Source organism: Asanoa ishikariensis (assembly GCF_900107455.1).
Classification (GTDB): Bacteria; Actinomycetota; Actinomycetes; order Mycobacteriales; family Micromonosporaceae; genus Asanoa; species Asanoa ishikariensis.
Window position 1 is genome coordinate 193,118 of record NZ_FNQB01000001.1, and the last position, 15,435, is coordinate 208,552.

Sequence of the window (15,435 nt, forward strand, 5' to 3'; positions counted from 1 at the left end):
CTTCCGTCGCGACCGGCACGGCACAATAGGAGCCGTGCCGGTCGAGATGAGTCGCGAACGCTTCGAGGAACTCGTCGCCGATGCGCTCGACGAAGTCCCCGAAGAACTGCTCGGCCTGATGAACAACGTGGTGATCCTGGTCGAGGACCGGTCGCCGCCGGGCACCCGGCTGTTGGGCCTCTACGAGGGGCACGCGCTGACCGACCGCGGCTGGAACTACGCCGGCGTGCTTCCGGACCGGATCACCATCTACCGGCTGCCGATCCTGTCGATCTGTGAGACCGACGAGGACGTGGTCGACGAGGTCGCGGTCACCGTCGTGCACGAGATCGCCCACCATTTCGGCATCGACGACGCCCGCCTGCACGAGCTCGGCTGGGGTTGATCCGCACCGCGCCGGTGTTAAGTCAAGGTCGGTTTGGCGACAGTCGGCATATCGCGTTTGCGCAGGCTACCTACGCTCTTGGGCAGCACTCACCACTCGATGGAGGAACGCTCAGATGCGTAGCGCGCTGTTTTCCGCGGAGAACCTGGAGAAAGAGTCGGATCAGCCGGGCATGCGGCTGCAGAACTCCAAGATGCTCAAGATCGAGCTTAACGGTGAGTGCATGGCGCGCACCGGGTCGATGGTCGCCTATCAGGGCCAGGTACAGTTCGCGGCGCTGGGTTCGGGCGGCATCGGCAAGTTCCTCAAGCAGAAGCTGACCGGCGAGGGTGTGCCGCTGATGAAGGTCAGCGGACGCGGCGACGTGTTCCTCGGGGACCGGGCCGCCGACATCCACCTGGTCGACCTCGAGCACGGTGACGCGCTCTCGATCAACGGCGCCAACGTGCTGGCCTTCGACTCGACGCTCCAGTACGACATCAAGATGGTCCAAGGCATGGGCATGATGTCCTCCGCCGGCCTGTTCAACTGCGTGTTCAGCGGCCAGGGCCGGATCGCCATCACCACCAAGGGCACCCCGGTCGTGCTCAACGTCGACCAGCCCACCTACGTCGACCCCCAGGCGGCGATCTGCTGGTCGCACAACCTCCAGACCGGCTACCACCGGGCCGACCAGCTCGGCATCGGCACGCTGCTCGGCCGCAGCACCGGTGAGGCCTTCACGATGAGCTTCGCCGGCCAGGGCTTCGTCGTCGTGCAGCCCTCCGAGGAGCCCCCGGGCGGCATCGCCGGCGCGGCCGGCGGCCAGCAGCAGAGCGGCGGCGTACTCGGTGGCCTGCTCGGCAATTGATCTTTCGTAAGCGAACGGCCCGCCCCACAAGGGGTGGGCCGTTTGTCCGTTCCGTAGGCTGGGTCTCATGCCGGGAACGCCGCCCACCAGGTACGTCTTCCTCGGGCCCGAGGGGACCTTCGCCGAGCAGGCGCTGCGCACGATTCCGGCCGCCGAGCGCGGTCAGCGCACGCCGGCCCGGAGCGTGGGTGAGGCACTCGACGCGGTGCGCTCGGGCGACGCCGACGCGGCGCTGGTTCCGCTGGAGAACTCGATCGGCGGTGGCGTGGGCGTCACCCTCGACGAGATGGTCGCCGGCTCGCCGCTGGTGATCACCCGCGAGGTGGTGCTGCCGGTCGAGTTCGTGCTGGCCGCTCGCGCCGGTGTCACCCTCGCCGACATCCGTTCGGTCGCCGCCCACCCGCAGGCGTCCACCCAGTGCCGGGGCTGGTTGCGCGACAACCTGCCGGACGCGGTCGTCGTCGACGTGCTGTCCAACGGCGCCGCCGCGCGCAGTGCCGCGACCGGCGAGCACGACGCGGCGATCTGCGCGGCGATCGGGGCCGCGCAGCAGCGACTGACCGTGCTCGCCGAGAAGATCGCCGACCACGGCGACGCGGTGACCCGGTTCGTGCTGGTCTCCCGCCCGGGCACCCCGCCGCCACCGACCGGCGACGACCGCACCTCGCTGGCCGTGTACATCGCGCACGACCGAGTCGGTGTGCTGCTCGCGGTGCTGATGGAGCTCGCGGTGCGCGGGGTCAACCTGACCCGCATCGAGTCCCGCCCGACCGGCGAGGCGCTCGGCCGCTACGCGTTCTTCCTCGACTGCACCGGGCACGTGGCCGACGACCGGATGGGCGAGGCGCTGCGCGGTCTGCGCCGGGTCAGCGCGGAGGTGCGCTTCCTGGGCTCGTACCCGCGGCACCGGTGGACCGGGTCTGAGAGCGACGGTCCGGTGCAGGCGCCGCCCGGCCAGTCTGATGTGGACTACGCGGACGCCGCGGCCTGGCTGGCCCGCATCCGCCAGGGCTAGTCCCTAGAGCGACGGCGGCAGCGCGTCGCAGGCGGCCGAGCGGATGCCGGCCGGTGCGCCGGCGCGCACCTCGATGCTGCACACGTCGGTGCCGGCGGTGATCAGCCGCAGTGTGTTGCCTCTGATCTCGCTGACCGCCTGGAGCGGGCCGTTGTTGGTGTCCAGCACGCTCCACTGCCAGGTGCCGGCGCACATCGGGCCGACGGTCACCCGGCCGTTGTACGACGACGCGAGCATCCCGCGCCGCTTGAGCAGCGTGATCACCTGGGCAGCGGAGGGGCGGCCGCCGCACGCGACCGCAGGGCTGTCCGGGAAACCGGTCGTCGCGGTCGGGCTCGATGGCGGCGGCGGCAGTGGTGGCTGGGGCGGCAGCGTGCTCGCGCTGGGGCTGGCGGTCGCCGAGGGACGGGGGACCGTCGTGCCGGGCGGGTTCAGCTCCGGTGGGGTGCCGCAACCGGCCGCGAGCAGGGTGACCGTCGCGGAGACGGCAAGCATGCCAAGGGGGATGGGGCGGCGCACGGTACCTCGGGGTGGGGCATCGGCTGGGGTGAGGGCCAGATCATCGTATGCCCGGTCAGACAGTCACCGGATGGCCGGCCTGGCCGAGCGTGGCGACCGCTTCCGCCAGGCGCACGCTGGGCACGAGGAGGTAGTCGGTGTCGTAGGTGGAGAACGCCATGATGTTGACGCGGGCCGCGGCCAGCGGGGCGACCATCGAGGCCAGGATGCCGGTCAGCGCGAAGTCCAGCGGGCCGACGACTCGCAGGCAGCGCCAGGGTGCCTCCGCGGTCGCGCCGTCGGGCACGCGGTCGGCCCGGCAGATCACCGAGACCTCGTCGGCCGTCCAGGTCACCGACACCACGGCGTCCTTGGCGGCGCTGCCGTCGACCAGGGCCGGCGGGAGCGCCGAGCCGGCCGGCAGCCGGCACACCGCGTAGTCCTCCGGCAAAAGATCAAGGGCAGGCATGAGAGGAAGAGTACGACCAGACTGCCTCCCGGAAGAACTTTTTCCCGGTCGGTAGTGGGCGGGCCAACCCGTTCGTCGTAGTGGTGGAAGCTGACGCCAAGTGGAAAGGAACTAGAGATGAAGTACTTGTTTCTGATCTGCGTCGAGGCACCCGGCAACGAACCGGGAGCGGAGTCCGTCGATGCGGCCGGTGGGCCGATGCCGGTCGAGGACTGGGTCACGGAGATGGACACGCGGGGCGCGCGGCTGGACGGCAACCGCGTCCGGCCGGGCTCGGACGCCACCACGGTGCGGGTGCGCAACGGGGAGGTGGTGGTGCTCGACGGGCCGTACGCGGAGACCAAGGAGCAGATCGCCGGCTTCGACATCATCGAGGCGGCGAATCTCGACGAGGCCATCGAAATCGCCGCGAAGCACCCGATGGCCTGGGCCGGCATGGTCGACGTCCGGCCGTACTGGACCGAATGACCGGCATAGACATCGACGCCGAGGTCGCCGCCGTCTACCGCGCGGAGTGGGGTCGCGTGGTGGCGGCGGTGATCCGGCTGACGGGTGACTGGGACCTCGCGGAGGAGTGCGCCCAGGACGCGTTCGCGAAGGCGCTGGAGCGCTGGCGGCACGAGGGTGTGCCGTCGCGCCCCGGCGGCTGGCTGGTGGTGACGGCGCGAAACAGGGCGCTCGACCGGGTACGCCGGGCCGCCGTCGAGGCCGAGAAGCTGCGGGAGGTGGTCCGGATGACCCAACCGGAGCCACTGGTGCCGCACAGCATCCCGGACGACCGGCTAGAGCTGATCTTCACCTGCTGCCACCCGGCCCTCGACCAGGAGGCGCAGGTCGCGCTGACCCTGCGCACCCTGGCGGGGCTTTCGACGGCGGAGATCGCCCGGGCGTTCTTGCTGCCGGAGAAGACGATGGCCCAGCGACTCTTCCGGGCTAAGAGCAAGATCCGCAATGCGGCGATCCCGTTCCGGGTGCCGCCCGACCACCTGCTGCCGGACCGCCTGGCGGCCGTGCTCGCGGTGGTCTATCTGCTTTTCAACGAGGGGTACGCGGCGACGGCCGGCACCGACCTCGTCCGGGTCGACCTGACGGCCGAGGCGATCCGGCTGGCCGAGGTGCTGGTCGCGCTGATGCCCGACGAGCCGGAAGCGGCGGGCCTGCTCGCGTTGCTGACCCTGCACGACGCCCGCCGGGCGGCCCGGCTCGATGCCGCCGGCGATCTCGTGCCACTGGAGGACCAGGACCGGGGGCGCTGGGACACCACCCGGATCGCGTGGGCGGATGCTCTGTTGCACCGCGCGTTGCGGCGTGGCCGCCCGGGTCCGTACCAGATCCAGGCCGCCATCGCCGCCGTCCACGCGACCGCACCGACAGCCGCCGACACGGACTGGACAGAGATCGCCGGCCTCTACCGAGAACTGGCCAAGCTGATCCCGTCCCCAGTGGTCGAGCTCAACCGCGCGGTCGCGGTGGCAATGGCCGACGGTCCGCAGGCCGGCCTGGCCCTGGTAGACCGACTGGCCGCGACGGGAGCCCTGCAGGGCTACTACCTGCTTCCAGCCACCCGGGCCGACCTACTGCGCCGCCTGAACCGCCGTGCGGACGCGATCGCCGCCTACGACGAGGCCCTAACCCTGACCACGTCGGATCCCGAACGCCGCTACCTGCTCCGCCGCCGAGCGGAAATGGCGTAGCTGCGAGGGCTTGACCACGTCGGACCCCGGACGCCGCTATCCGCTGGGCCGCCGCGCGGAAATGGCAAAGCCGTGAGGCCCGGCCTCGCGGACCTGGCAAGCGACGCGAAGCGAGCGGTCCCCGGCGGGAGCGACGGTCGGAACCACCGCGAACCCGGGAACGGATCTAAATGTTGTTCTAGACCGTTGCGAAGAAGGTCAGGCTGCCTACGGTTTCGCCGTCGCGTTGTAGCGGTGTGGCGATCGCGTCGACCGTTGCGTCGGAATTGTCGTGGTTGACGCGCAACAGCCCCCTCGCCTGGCGGCCGGAGGTGACCGCGAGCAGTGGCGGGATCTTGTCGACCTCGGTCTCGGTGAGCTCGCTGCGGGCGGCCGTGAAGTCGACCAGGCGCAGACCGGCGTCGAGCAGCGGGAGGCCGACCGCGGTGCGCGGGTCGGCGAGACCCAGCAGGGTGCAACACGCGGCGGATGCGGCGACGATGGTCATCGAACTGTCGATGACCAGGCAGGGCTCGTCAGCCGCGAACACCGTCTCGGCCCAGCGGTCGAAGCTGGTCGACCACGGTCCAGCGGACCAGGCGGCACCCGCGGGTGGGCCAGTGGTCGGCTCCACGCCATCGGAGTCGCCAGGTGCCAAGACCTCAAGCTCGAGTTCTACGTGCGCCACCGCGCCTCCTGTGCATCGCCGGCAGTTGCCCCACCGTCACGCTAACCGGTGATTCGCGTGCCGACGACCCTCCAGTCGGCCAGTGCTGCGGATGGTAGCGCCGCAGCGGTCAACGGCGGGTGGCCAGTTTGGTCGAAGCGGTTCGGCCGTCCTCGTACCACCGGTAGCCGCCGCCGCTGTGTCCCATGTTGAGCCACGTGCTGGGCTGGCTCGCAACGTGAGACAGTTTTTCGGCGGTGGCCGAGCTGATCCGGTCGCCTCCGGCCACGAGCAGGCGGTCGAGCTCGCGGTGGGTCGCGACCAGGCAGTCCTTGGGTAGCCCGTAGACGCTGATGACGCCAGAACCGACGAACGTCAACACTGGCGTCACCGGAATGCTGTGACCCGTAGCGCCGCTGAGCGCCTTGGAGGCGCGCTTGGCGTCACGGATGGCCTCCGAGACATAGGGCGGGCGCTTGCCGCTGATCTGGACCACGTCACCGGCCACCATCACGCGGGCCCGGCCGTGGTCGGCGATCGTCACGGCGAACAGGCCGCTGGGCCCGATCACCAAGAAACCGGCCTGGTCGTCGGCGCCGGTGAACAGCGCGTCGAACGAGTCGGTGCGGGGCCACTCCACCACGTGCCACGAGGGGCCGAGGTGCTCGATGCGGTTGAGGGCACGTGCGCCGGCCGCTTCGATGCGGCGGGCGTCTCGTTCGGCCCGCCGACGGCGGGCCCAGTCCATCGGTCGTGGACGTGCGGCTTCGAGTAGGTCGGGGTGGTTGGATTCTGCGCTCGGCAGAGCTCGTCGGGGGGTGAGGGGGACGGCTCGACGCGCAGGAAATACGGTCATCGCTGCCTCCGGCAAGGGCGAGCTTTGGCTGTCTAACTACCGTACGTGGTGACACCAGTACTCTTGCAAGACGTACCGGGGGAATGAGTGCGGATGAATGCCGCATTCACGGTACGGCTCTTTTCCCGGATGGTGACAACCACGGCCTAGGCTCGGGCCCGTGACGAACTACGTCGGAAGCGAAGTAGGCCGGTTGGCGACTGTGCTCCTGCACCGGCCCGGGCGGGAGTTAGCGCGTCTGACCCCGCGAAACAACGATTCGCTGCTGTTCGACGGCATCCCGTGGGTGGGCCGGGCCCAAGAGGAACACGATACCTTCGCCGCGGCCCTCCGCGCACGTGGTGTCGAGGTCCTCTACGTGTCCCAGTTGCTCGCCGAGACGCTGTCGGTGCCGGAGGCGCGAGCGGAAATCACCGCGAGCGTCGTCGACGATCCCCGGCTCGGTGACACCCTGCGCCGCCGGGTCGCCGACCATCTGACCTACCTGGACCCGTCGGGCCTCGCCGGGGTGCTGATCGGCGGGTTGGCCCACGACGAGCTGCGCACCAGCGTCGACCGGCCCGGTGGCCTGGTCTACTCGCTGATGGCGAGCAACGAGTTCGTCATCGACCCGCTGCCCAACCTGCTGTTCACCCGGGACTCGTCGGTCTGGGTGCGCGACCGGGTCGCGGTCACGAGCCTGGCCATGCCGGCGCGGCGCCGGGAGACCACGCTGACGGACGCGATCTACCGGTTCCATCCGAGGTTCGTCGGCACCCAGTTCGTCTACGACGCGAGTCTGGAGCCGGTCGAGGGCGGCGACGTGCTGCTGCTGGCCGAGGGCGTGATCGCGATCGGGGTGGGTGAGCGGACCACGCCGGCGGGCGCGGAGCGGCTGGCCCGTCGGGTGTTCGAGGCGGAGCTAGCGCACACGATCCTGGTCGTGCCGATCACGCAGGAGCGGGCGACCATGCACCTGGACACCATCGTGACGATGGTCGACGCGGACGCCGTCATCATGTATCCGAAATATGCGGACACGCTCCAGGCGTACACCGTGATCGCCGGCGCCGACGGTGAGCCACAGGTCGACGGGCCGGCGCCGTTCCTGCGCGCGGCGGCCGACGCCATGGACATCGGCATGCTGCGCGTCATCGACACCGGCCTGGACCCGGTCACCGCCGAACGCGAGCAGTGGGACGACGGCAACAACACGCTGGCCATCGCGCCTCGGCTGTGCGTCGCCTACGAGCGCAACGTGGAGACCAACGCGCAGCTCGAACGGGCCGGCATCGAGGTGATCCGGATCCCCGGCTCCGAGCTTGGCTCGGGCCGGGGCGGACCACGCTGTATGTCGTGCCCGATGCTCCGGAACGGAGTCGGCTAGCGCAGGGTGAGCTGGCGGCCGACCAGGCCCTGGCGCGAGCGGCGGGCGGCGGCGTCGAGCGGCGACGTGTCGGCGAGGGCGTCCGCGTAGCGCTTGGCGAACGACTCCAACGGCGCCTCCCAGTCGGCCGGGTCCGGGTCGCGGGGAATGTCCCAGACCGGAACCAGTCGACCGTGCGCCCGGAACATGCCGGCGAACTTGGTGCCGTCGCCGAGCAGCAGGTCGCCGCTGGCCGCGAGTCGGGCCAGCGCGGCCAGCGCGGCGTCCTCGTCGTCGGGCAGCACCCAGCGGACGTGGCCGCGGTCGGGGACCCGGCACCAGTACGCGGCCTTGGCCGCGGCCAGCCGCACGGTGGGGTAGATCGAGGCATTCGCCCGTTCGAGTGACGCCTTCACGTTGGCGTCGTCGCCCGCGTCGTCGTCGAGCCAGAAATCGAACCCGTCGTGCAGGGTGACCTCGAGCGGCCCGTCGACGACCAGGTCCTGGAGCACCGGGCCGACGCCGGCGTGGGCCGGGACGGAGACCGGGCTGCCCGGCGAGGTCTGGAGGGCCCGGATCAGCGCCACCGCGAGGTCGCGTGAGGCGTGCCCGGACTGCACGTGCCGCTGGAGGCCCAGGAAGATCCGGCCGTCCGGCTTGGTCATCGCCGGCCAGGCCATCGGCAGCACCGTGGCCACGGTGACCGGGCGGTCGCCGAACTCCTCGATCAGCGCCGGCGTGAGGGTGAGCGGCGCGGAGGCCGCCGGGACCAGCTCACGCAGGGCGATCCACTCGACCTCGTCGACGAAACCCTCGAACGGGCGCGCCGAGAACATGTCGGGGAGCTTCTCCCGCTTCGGGGTGCCGTCGTTCCTGATCCGGCGCTTCTTACTCATGGGGAGACAGCCTATTGCCATTGCCGGCGGGGCACCCGGTCGCGGGGTGGCGTTTCACGCCAGCGAGTGTGCGCGTTCCCCGAGCTCCGCCCAGACGCTTTGCCCCTGGCCACCCTGGTCGACGCCCCACCGGTCGGCCAGCGCCGAGACGATCTGAAGGCCGCGGCCGTCGAGCGCCTGCGGGCCCGCGGGCCGGGGGCTCGGGCGCACCTGGCCGCCGCCGTCGGTGACCCGCACCTCGACCACCCCGGACGTGCTGACACCCCAGTCGACCCGGATCACGCCACCGGGCAGCGGGCGGGCGTGCCGCACGGCGTTGACGACCAACTCGCCGACCACCGCGACGACGTCGTCGAGCAGGTCCGCCGGCACCGTGCCGGCCAGCTCGGTGGTCAGCCGGTGACGCGCGGCGCGCGCGCCGCGGGCGTGGTGCGGCACGACCACGTGCCAGGACCGCTCGGCCACCGCCGTCGTCACTCCCCGCCTCCCGATCATCGTTACGCGCCGCGACCGTCGCCCACCGCGACCGTCAGCCGCGGGGGAGTCGGACCTCCGCGACCGTGCCGCCGCCATCTCGCGGGCGGAGCGACACCCATCCGTTCTGTCGCTCTATGACCCTTCGTACCAGGTAAAGCCCTAATCCGGCGCCCGGATACCGGCGCCGGTCACCCGATTCGGCCTGCCAGAACCGGTCGAACGCGCGCTCCACATGTTCGGGTCGTACCCCGATGCCTCGATCGGAAACGCGGAACACAACGGTCCGTTCGTCACTCTGCGCAGTCAGCTCGATCGCGGTGCCGTCGATGCTGTACTTGTCGGCGTTCGTCACGAGCTCGGTCAGGATCGTGGTGATCGTGCTCCGGTCGCCGATCGCCTTGGGCAGGTCGACCGGCAGTCGGACCAGCAACCGTCGGCGCAGCGCGGTGGGCAGGTCCCGCTCGGCGACCCGCAGCGACTCGACGAGGTCGAAGGGCGTGGGTGGCGAGCCGGCGGTCGGGCCGCTCTGGTCGGCCGCGGAGAGCAGTCGGTCGACCAGCTTGGCCAGCTCGCCGGCGCGCTGGCCGATGACGTCGGTGGCGTGGCGGCGCTCGTACTCGGGTAGCTCGTCCCAGTGGCTGTTCAGGGTGTCCGCGTACCCCTTGATCACCGTGACCGGGGTGCGCAGCTCATGGCTGGTCAGGGCGACGAAGAGGTCGCGGTCGCCCTCGCGGCGGTGCTGGTCGCTGATGTCGCGGAAGGTGACGACCACCGAGTCGACGGTGCCGGTCAGCTCGCCTGCGGTGATCTTGAGCCAGCGGCCGTCGGCGAGCCGGTGGTCGAGCGTCTGGCCGAGCACCGGGATCGGGAACGGCAGCGTCGCGTTGAGCACGTCGGCCGTGCTGAGCCCGGTGACCGCCTCGGCGGCTGGGTTCCACAGCCGGACCTTGCGGTCGTAGTCGATGATCGCCAGGCCGTCGGCGAGGGCGGCGACCACCGGCCCGTCGCCGTGCACCGGGAGGCCGGCCTGGTGCCCGTACATGTGGGCCAGGTTGATGGCCACGAACTCGATCAACGTGTGGTGCTCGATGGTGGGCAGGTCCTCGACCTCGCGGTAGAACGCCTGGAGGCTGCCGATCACCAGCCCGCCCAGGATCACCCGGGTGACCAGCATGGTGTGCAGGCCGTGGCCGGTCGCCTGGTCCGGGAACTTCCCCGAAATCCGGTCGAGCGAGATCACCTGGGTGCGCAGGCCGGTGAGCAGCCGCTTGGTGGTCGGCGACTCCTTGTCGACCGGGCGGCCCAGCGCCCACTCGGCCTCGCCGGTCGCGGCGACGATCCGGCCGCCCGACGGACCGTATTCCGCGAAGGTCATTCCCGCCGAGCTGAGGGCCTCCTGCGCGAGCCGCAGCAGGACGCCCAGGATCGGCAGACCCGCCTCGCCCGAGTTGATCCGTTCGACCACCTCGGCGTGGCGGGCGATGAACGTCGCATAGTCCGGGCGCGCAGGCACGTCCCGAGTGTGCCCAACCCGAGCGCTGGGGAAAAGCCCTGGCTAACGCCCGATGTGCTTGAGAACGAACGCGGGGCGGTCGGTGATGATGCCGTCGACGCCCAGATCGATCAGCATGTCGATCTCGTCAGGGTCGTTGACGGTCCAGACGAAGACCCGGTTTCCGGCGGCCTGGAGGGTACGGACGAGCCGTGGCCGGGCCTTGACCAGGTGGATGCCGGGGCCGGCGATCCGGGCGCCGAACGGCAGGGTGCCGCGCAGGGCCGAGGGGAGCAGCTCCATCAGCAGGGCGGTGGGCAGACCGGGTGCCAGCTCTCGCATCCGGCGCACGGCGAGTGCCGAGAACGACATCACGGTCACCGCCACCCGCTCGCTGTCCCGAGGCTGGTCCAGGCCGTAGCGGCGCAGGGCCGTCGCGAGCGCCCGCTCGACGTCGCCGCCGTGATGGGTCGGGTGCTTGGTCTCGATCAGCACCTGGACCTCACGCCCGGCGTCGCGGACGGCGCCGAGCAGCCGGTCGAGCGTGAGCAGCCGGGCCCGGTCAGGGTCCGGCGGGTCGTCGGTGCCGGACCGGTCACCCCAGTTGCCGAACTCGAGCGCGTCGAGCTCGGCCAGCGTGTGCCGGCTGACCCGGCCCTTGCCGTTGCTGGTGCGGTCCAACCGCCGGTCGTGTACGCAGACCAGGTGACCGTCCTTGGTCAAGCGGACATCGCACTCGACCCCGTCGGCGCCCTCGTCGAGCGCCTTGAGATAAGCCGGCAGCGTGTGCTCCGGCAGGACCGCGGAGGAACCGCGGTGCGCGAAGATCAACGGCGACTCGCCCACAGGTGGCTCAGACGACGCGGGCCGGTTGGCCGTTTTCGCTGACCATCGGGCGGCCGGCCGACTGCCAGGCCTCCATGCCGCCGTCGAGGTTGCGCACGTTGTCCCAGCCCTGCTTGGCCAGATAGGTCACGACCTGGGCCGAGCGGCCCCCCATCCGGCACACGACCACCACGTCCGCGTCGGTCGGCACGTCGGCCAGCCGCGCGGGCACCTCCATCATCGGCACATGGTGCGCGTCAGGCGCGTGCCCGGCCGCCCACTCGTCGTCTTCGCGGACGTCGAGCAGGTAGGCGTCCTCAGGCACATCTTCCGCGTTCACCCACGGAACCGGTTGCGGTCTCCACACGACACCCAGAGTAGGCCCTGCTCTTTGACCCCACTCCGGGGCCGGGTCTCCGCCATGGGCCTAGATGTGGTTGACCCATTTCGGGTTGGCTGCGGCCCAGCCGGCCACGTCGCCCTCCCGGATCGCCTTGAACAGGCCGTCGGCGTCCGAGGTGAGGACGTTGTAGGAGGTGCCGTCGATGCGGGCGCCGGTGGAGGGCATGCGGATGCCGTAGACGTTGTCGGCACGGATGTGGCGCAGGGCGAGGACCAGGTCATTGAGGGGTACGCCGTTGGTGTCGACGGTCATCGTGCCGCCGATGGCCCGGATCGTCTGGTCCAGCTTGAGCGGGTTGGCCAGCACGGTCGGGTCGGTGAGCTTCTGGGCGATCGCCTTGAGGATCTGTTGCTGGTGCCGCTGCCGGTCGTAGTCGCCGCGGGGGAGTCCGTAGCGCTGCCGCGCGTAGTCGAGGGACTGCGCCCCGTCCATCCGGTAGCAACCCATGGGGAAGATGTGGCCGGTGTGAATCGATTTGACCTGTCGGTCGACGCAGACGTCGACGCCGCCGAGCAGGTCGACCACCCGTTGGAAGCCGGTGAAGTCCACGATCGCGGCCCCGTCGAAGCGCACGCCGGTGAGGTTCGTGACGGTGGCCGAGAGCAGTTTGGCGCCGTCGGACTGGCCGTACTGGAACGCCGCATTGATCTTGTCCTGGCCGCCCTTGTACTGCCCTTGCGGGTACGGCGGGATGGTCACCCGCAGGTCGCGGGGTATCGAGATCAGGTATGCCCGGTCGAGCCCGGCCGGTATGTGCACGATCACGATCGAGTCGGCCCGGTGACTGTTCGGGCTCGTCGGCCGTTGGTCCGAGCCGATCAACAGATAGTTGAGCGGTCCGGTCAGCTCGCCGCTGCCGGTCCGGGCGCCCGAGTCGAGCAGGTCGGCCTTGTGCAGCGCGTCCTCAAGGCGGGCGGAGAGGAACTTGAGCCCGCCGAGGCTGAGGCCGGCGAGGACGGCGAGTGCGATGCCGACGACGATGAAGATCTTGGCCCAGCGTGGCCGCGCGGCCCGTGCACCGTCTGGTGCACGGGGACGCTTGTCCCGCTTGCGATCCGCGCTGGGAATGGCCCCTCCCGACCCCGCTGCCGCCACGATCTAGCGTCAGCTTAAGTCGGATATGTCGGGCCAGGGCCACCCTAGTCATTCGTCCGGAACGGGGTATTTGTCACTTCTTGTTGGCTGTCGCCCACTCTGCCATCTTGTCGTCGGACATCGCCTTGTACATCGCCAGCGCCTTGTTCTTGTCCGAGACCACCACCGACTCGCCGCCGATGGTCTGGCTGCCGCTGTATGGACTCGTAAGGAACTTCAGGTTGTCGCCGCGCAGGCTGCGGAACTGGAGCGCCATGTCGACCAGCGAGAAGCTCTCGTCGACGGTGACCGCGTTCGTGACCGCCTTGAGGAAGCTGTTGAGCTTGCCCGGGTTGGTCAGCGTGCCGGAGCTGGCCGCCTTGTCCATCAGCGCGCGCATGAAGTCCTGCTGGTGCCGCATCCGGGCGAAGTCGCCATCGGGGAACTGCTTGCGCTGGCGGACCCAGTCGAGCGCCTCGTCGCCGTTCATGTGGTTGACGCCCTTCTGGAAGGTGCGGAAGGGCTTGTGGATCGACTTGACGGTCCGCTCCACGTTGAGGTCGACGCCGCCGAGCGCGTCGGTGACTTCCTTGAAGCCTGCGAAGTCGACGGCCATCACGTGATCCATCCGGACGTCGGTGAAGCACTCGACCGTACGCACGGCCAGGGGGAGCCCGCCGAAGGCGAACGCGGCGTTGACCTTGTGTCGTTCGGAGTCGGCGCACTCGGCCTTGGCCGACTTGGGCACCGGCACGTAGAGGTCACGCGGGATGGAGACCAGGTAGGCCTTGTCCTGCGAGGCGGGGATGTGCATCACGATGATCGTGTCGGCCCGCCACTTGCCGGCCTTGTCGAGCGCGGCGTCGGGGTCGCGGGAGTCGGTGCCGACCATCAGGATGTTGAGCGCGCCGCTGGCCGTCTTGGCCGGCCGGCCGTTGGTGATCTCCGAGAACGGGTCGGTCCGTCCGATGTTGCCGTTGAGCGCCCGCACGTAGATCCACGTGCCGCCGGCGCCGAGCAGGCCGAGCAGCGTGAGGGCGGCGACCGCGACCAGGGCGATCCGGCCCCACTTGGGCTGTGGGCCCTTGCGGTAGGGAGTGCCGGGGCGGCGCGGACCGCGAGGGCCGCCGGGGCCACCCGGACCGCCACCCACTCGCCCGACACCACGGGGCGGGCCGGACTCACCGCGGGCACCGGGCACGTGTGCCCGACCGCTGATCCGGGTGCCCGATGGTGCCCCCGAAACCGGGACCCCGGACACCGGCGCGCTGGACGAACCGCCAGGCACCGCGGCGCGGCCGTAGGTGCCACCGGAGGATGACGTGGTCGCAGACATGTCACTCAGGGTACGAAGCAAACCTGGGTCTGGCTCACAACCAACGCCGGCACGGCACGAAGTTGGTAGCAAAAATTTCGGGTCTGACCTGGGGATTTAGCTAGATCGCGCGGCGGCGGAAGTCATCGATGGTGCGCCGCAGCCCCTCCTCGGGAGGGGTCGTCGGCTCGAAGCCCAGTTGGGTGCGGGCCAGCGTCAGGTCCGGCCGGCGCATCTCGGGGTCGTCGGCGGTGCGTGACATGAAGGTCACTGTGGAGGAGCTGCCGGTCAGCCGCACGATCGTCTCGGCGAGGTCGCGCATGGACATCTCGTGCTCGTCGCCGCAGTTGATCGGGCCCGCCTCGGTCGAGTCGAGCAGCAGCAGGATGCCGCGCACGAGGTCGTCGACGTAGCAGATGGACCGGGTCTGCTCTCCGTTGCCGTGCACGGTGATCGACTCGCCGCGCAGCGCCTGCGCGATGAACGTCGGGATCGCCCGGCCGTCGTCGGGGCGCATCCGGGGGCCGTACGTGTTGAAGATCCGCACGATCGCGGTGTCGAGCCCGCGGTAGCGGTGATAGGCCATGGTGGACGCCTCGGAGAAGCGCTTGGCCTCGTCGTAGACGCTGCGGATGCCGACCGGGTTGACGTTGCCCCAGTAGGTCTCGACCTGCGGGTGCACCAGCGGGTCGCCGTATGCCTCGGAGGTGGACGCCATCAGGAACCGGGCACCGTCGGCGACCGCGCGCTCGAGCAGGTGCAGCGTCGCGATCGACCCGACCCGGAGGATCTCGATCGGGAGCGTGGTGAAGTCCTTGGGGCTCGCCGGCGACGCCATGTGCAGGATCGCGTCGAACCGGCCCGCGACCGCCGGGTGGTGCGTCGGCAGCCCGTCGGCGACGTCGCCCTCGACCAGCGTGAACAGCGGGTTGTCGATGAGGTGGGTGACGTTTTCCTTGGATCCGGTGACGAAGTTGTCCACCGCGACCACCGTGCAACCCCGGGCGATCAGGGCATCGATCAGGTGGGACGGGACGAAACCGGCGCCTCCTGTGACGAGGACGCGATGACCGGCTCCGAAACGTTGGGCAACCACCATATGCCCAGCCTACCGAGCCTGCGGATCACCGGCTGGGGCCGGGCACCCCATTGGGTGCGGAACAGGCCCCGGCGGTGTGCCGCCGCCGGGGCCCGC

General features: G+C 70.3%; 18 protein-coding genes. 6 read left to right on the forward strand and 12 right to left on the reverse strand.

What is annotated here, in order from left to right; translation table 11 throughout:
• Positions 1–46: 46 nt before the first annotated feature.
• From BLV39_RS00900 to pheA, 3 genes are all read left to right on the forward strand, one after another.
• Complete coding sequence (locus BLV39_RS00900) at positions 47–385, forward strand: metallopeptidase family protein (protein ID WP_090790990.1); 339 nt, start codon at positions 47–49, stop codon at positions 383–385.
• 115 nt (positions 386–500) lie between these two features.
• A complete protein-coding gene (locus BLV39_RS00905; RefSeq protein ID WP_090786092.1) occupies positions 501–1,235 on the forward strand; it encodes an AIM24 family protein in 735 nt (244 codons plus the stop codon).
• A 67-nt stretch (positions 1,236–1,302) separates the two neighbouring features.
• Positions 1,303–2,250: a prephenate dehydratase gene (gene pheA / locus BLV39_RS00910; RefSeq protein ID WP_090786093.1), complete on the forward strand. Its 948-nt coding sequence runs from the start codon at positions 1,303–1,305 to the stop codon at positions 2,248–2,250.
• Between the two features lie 3 nt (positions 2,251–2,253).
• Here the strand turns inward: pheA and BLV39_RS00915 are convergent, their stop codons facing one another.
• Positions 2,254–2,745 (reverse strand): hypothetical protein, encoded by a 492-nt coding sequence (locus BLV39_RS00915; RefSeq protein WP_090786095.1) that lies wholly within the window; start codon positions 2,743–2,745, stop codon positions 2,254–2,256.
• A gap of 79 nt (positions 2,746–2,824) precedes the next feature.
• Complete coding sequence (locus BLV39_RS00920; RefSeq protein WP_090786097.1) at positions 2,825–3,217, reverse strand: ACT domain-containing protein; 393 nt, start codon at positions 3,215–3,217, stop codon at positions 2,825–2,827.
• 117 nt (positions 3,218–3,334) lie between these two features.
• Between BLV39_RS00920 and BLV39_RS00925 the strand changes: the two genes are divergently transcribed.
• Both BLV39_RS00925 and BLV39_RS00930 read left to right on the forward strand, forming a co-directional pair.
• On the forward strand, positions 3,335–3,685 hold the full coding sequence (locus tag BLV39_RS00925; RefSeq protein WP_090786098.1) for a YciI family protein: 351 nt from the start codon (positions 3,335–3,337) through the stop codon (positions 3,683–3,685).
• Positions 3,682–4,911 (forward strand): RNA polymerase sigma factor, encoded by a 1,230-nt coding sequence (locus BLV39_RS00930; RefSeq protein ID WP_090786100.1) that lies wholly within the window; start codon positions 3,682–3,684, stop codon positions 4,909–4,911. The genes BLV39_RS00925 and BLV39_RS00930 overlap by 4 nt, the downstream gene beginning before the upstream one ends.
• A 178-nt stretch (positions 4,912–5,089) precedes the next feature.
• Here BLV39_RS00930 and BLV39_RS00935 read toward each other — a convergent pair whose 3' ends face one another.
• Both BLV39_RS00935 and BLV39_RS00940 read right to left on the reverse strand, forming a co-directional pair.
• Positions 5,090–5,578 carry a transcriptional regulator gene (locus BLV39_RS00935; protein WP_143049595.1) on the reverse strand — a complete coding sequence of 163 codons (489 nt, stop codon included), beginning with the start codon at positions 5,576–5,578 and terminating at the stop codon, positions 5,090–5,092.
• 109 nt (positions 5,579–5,687) lie between these two features.
• Positions 5,688–6,413 carry a hypothetical protein gene (locus tag BLV39_RS00940; protein WP_090786104.1) on the reverse strand — a complete coding sequence of 242 codons (726 nt, stop codon included), beginning with the start codon at positions 6,411–6,413 and terminating at the stop codon, positions 5,688–5,690.
• Between the two features lie 160 nt (positions 6,414–6,573).
• Between BLV39_RS00940 and BLV39_RS00945 the strand changes: the two genes are divergently transcribed.
• Positions 6,574–7,779 carry an arginine deiminase gene (locus BLV39_RS00945; protein ID WP_090786106.1) on the forward strand — a complete coding sequence of 402 codons (1,206 nt, stop codon included), beginning with the start codon at positions 6,574–6,576 and terminating at the stop codon, positions 7,777–7,779.
• Here the strand turns inward: BLV39_RS00945 and BLV39_RS00950 are convergent.
• The 8 genes from BLV39_RS00950 to BLV39_RS00985 all read right to left on the reverse strand — a co-directional run bounded on the left by BLV39_RS00950 (position 7,776) and on the right by BLV39_RS00985 (position 15,339).
• Positions 7,776–8,654 (reverse strand): DUF5926 family protein, encoded by an 879-nt coding sequence (locus tag BLV39_RS00950; protein WP_090786108.1) that lies wholly within the window; start codon positions 8,652–8,654, stop codon positions 7,776–7,778. The genes BLV39_RS00945 and BLV39_RS00950 overlap by 4 nt on opposite strands.
• Positions 8,655–8,708: 54 nt before the next feature.
• Entirely contained in the window at positions 8,709–9,131 is a 423-nt protein-coding gene (locus tag BLV39_RS00955) for an ATP-binding protein (protein WP_090786110.1), read from the reverse strand.
• Positions 9,132–9,183: 52 nt separating this feature from the next.
• Positions 9,184–10,644, reverse strand: a complete 1,461-nt coding sequence (locus BLV39_RS00960) for a sensor histidine kinase (RefSeq protein ID WP_090786113.1) — start codon at positions 10,642–10,644, stop codon at positions 9,184–9,186.
• Between the two features lie 42 nt (positions 10,645–10,686).
• Positions 10,687–11,469: a glycerophosphodiester phosphodiesterase gene (locus tag BLV39_RS00965; RefSeq protein ID WP_090786115.1), complete on the reverse strand. Its 783-nt coding sequence runs from the start codon at positions 11,467–11,469 to the stop codon at positions 10,687–10,689.
• Between the two features lie 7 nt (positions 11,470–11,476).
• On the reverse strand, positions 11,477–11,788 hold the full coding sequence (locus BLV39_RS00970) for a rhodanese-like domain-containing protein (protein WP_090786117.1): 312 nt from the start codon (positions 11,786–11,788) through the stop codon (positions 11,477–11,479).
• 87 nt (positions 11,789–11,875) lie between these two features.
• Positions 11,876–12,946: an LCP family protein gene (locus tag BLV39_RS00975; RefSeq protein WP_444541802.1), complete on the reverse strand. Its 1,071-nt coding sequence runs from the start codon at positions 12,944–12,946 to the stop codon at positions 11,876–11,878.
• A 73-nt stretch (positions 12,947–13,019) separates the two neighbouring features.
• On the reverse strand, positions 13,020–14,261 hold the full coding sequence (locus BLV39_RS00980) for an LCP family protein (protein ID WP_090786119.1): 1,242 nt from the start codon (positions 14,259–14,261) through the stop codon (positions 13,020–13,022).
• Between the two features lie 100 nt (positions 14,262–14,361).
• Positions 14,362–15,339 (reverse strand): NAD-dependent epimerase/dehydratase family protein, encoded by a 978-nt coding sequence (locus tag BLV39_RS00985; protein WP_090786121.1) that lies wholly within the window; start codon positions 15,337–15,339, stop codon positions 14,362–14,364.
• Positions 15,340–15,435: the final 96 nt, after the last annotated feature.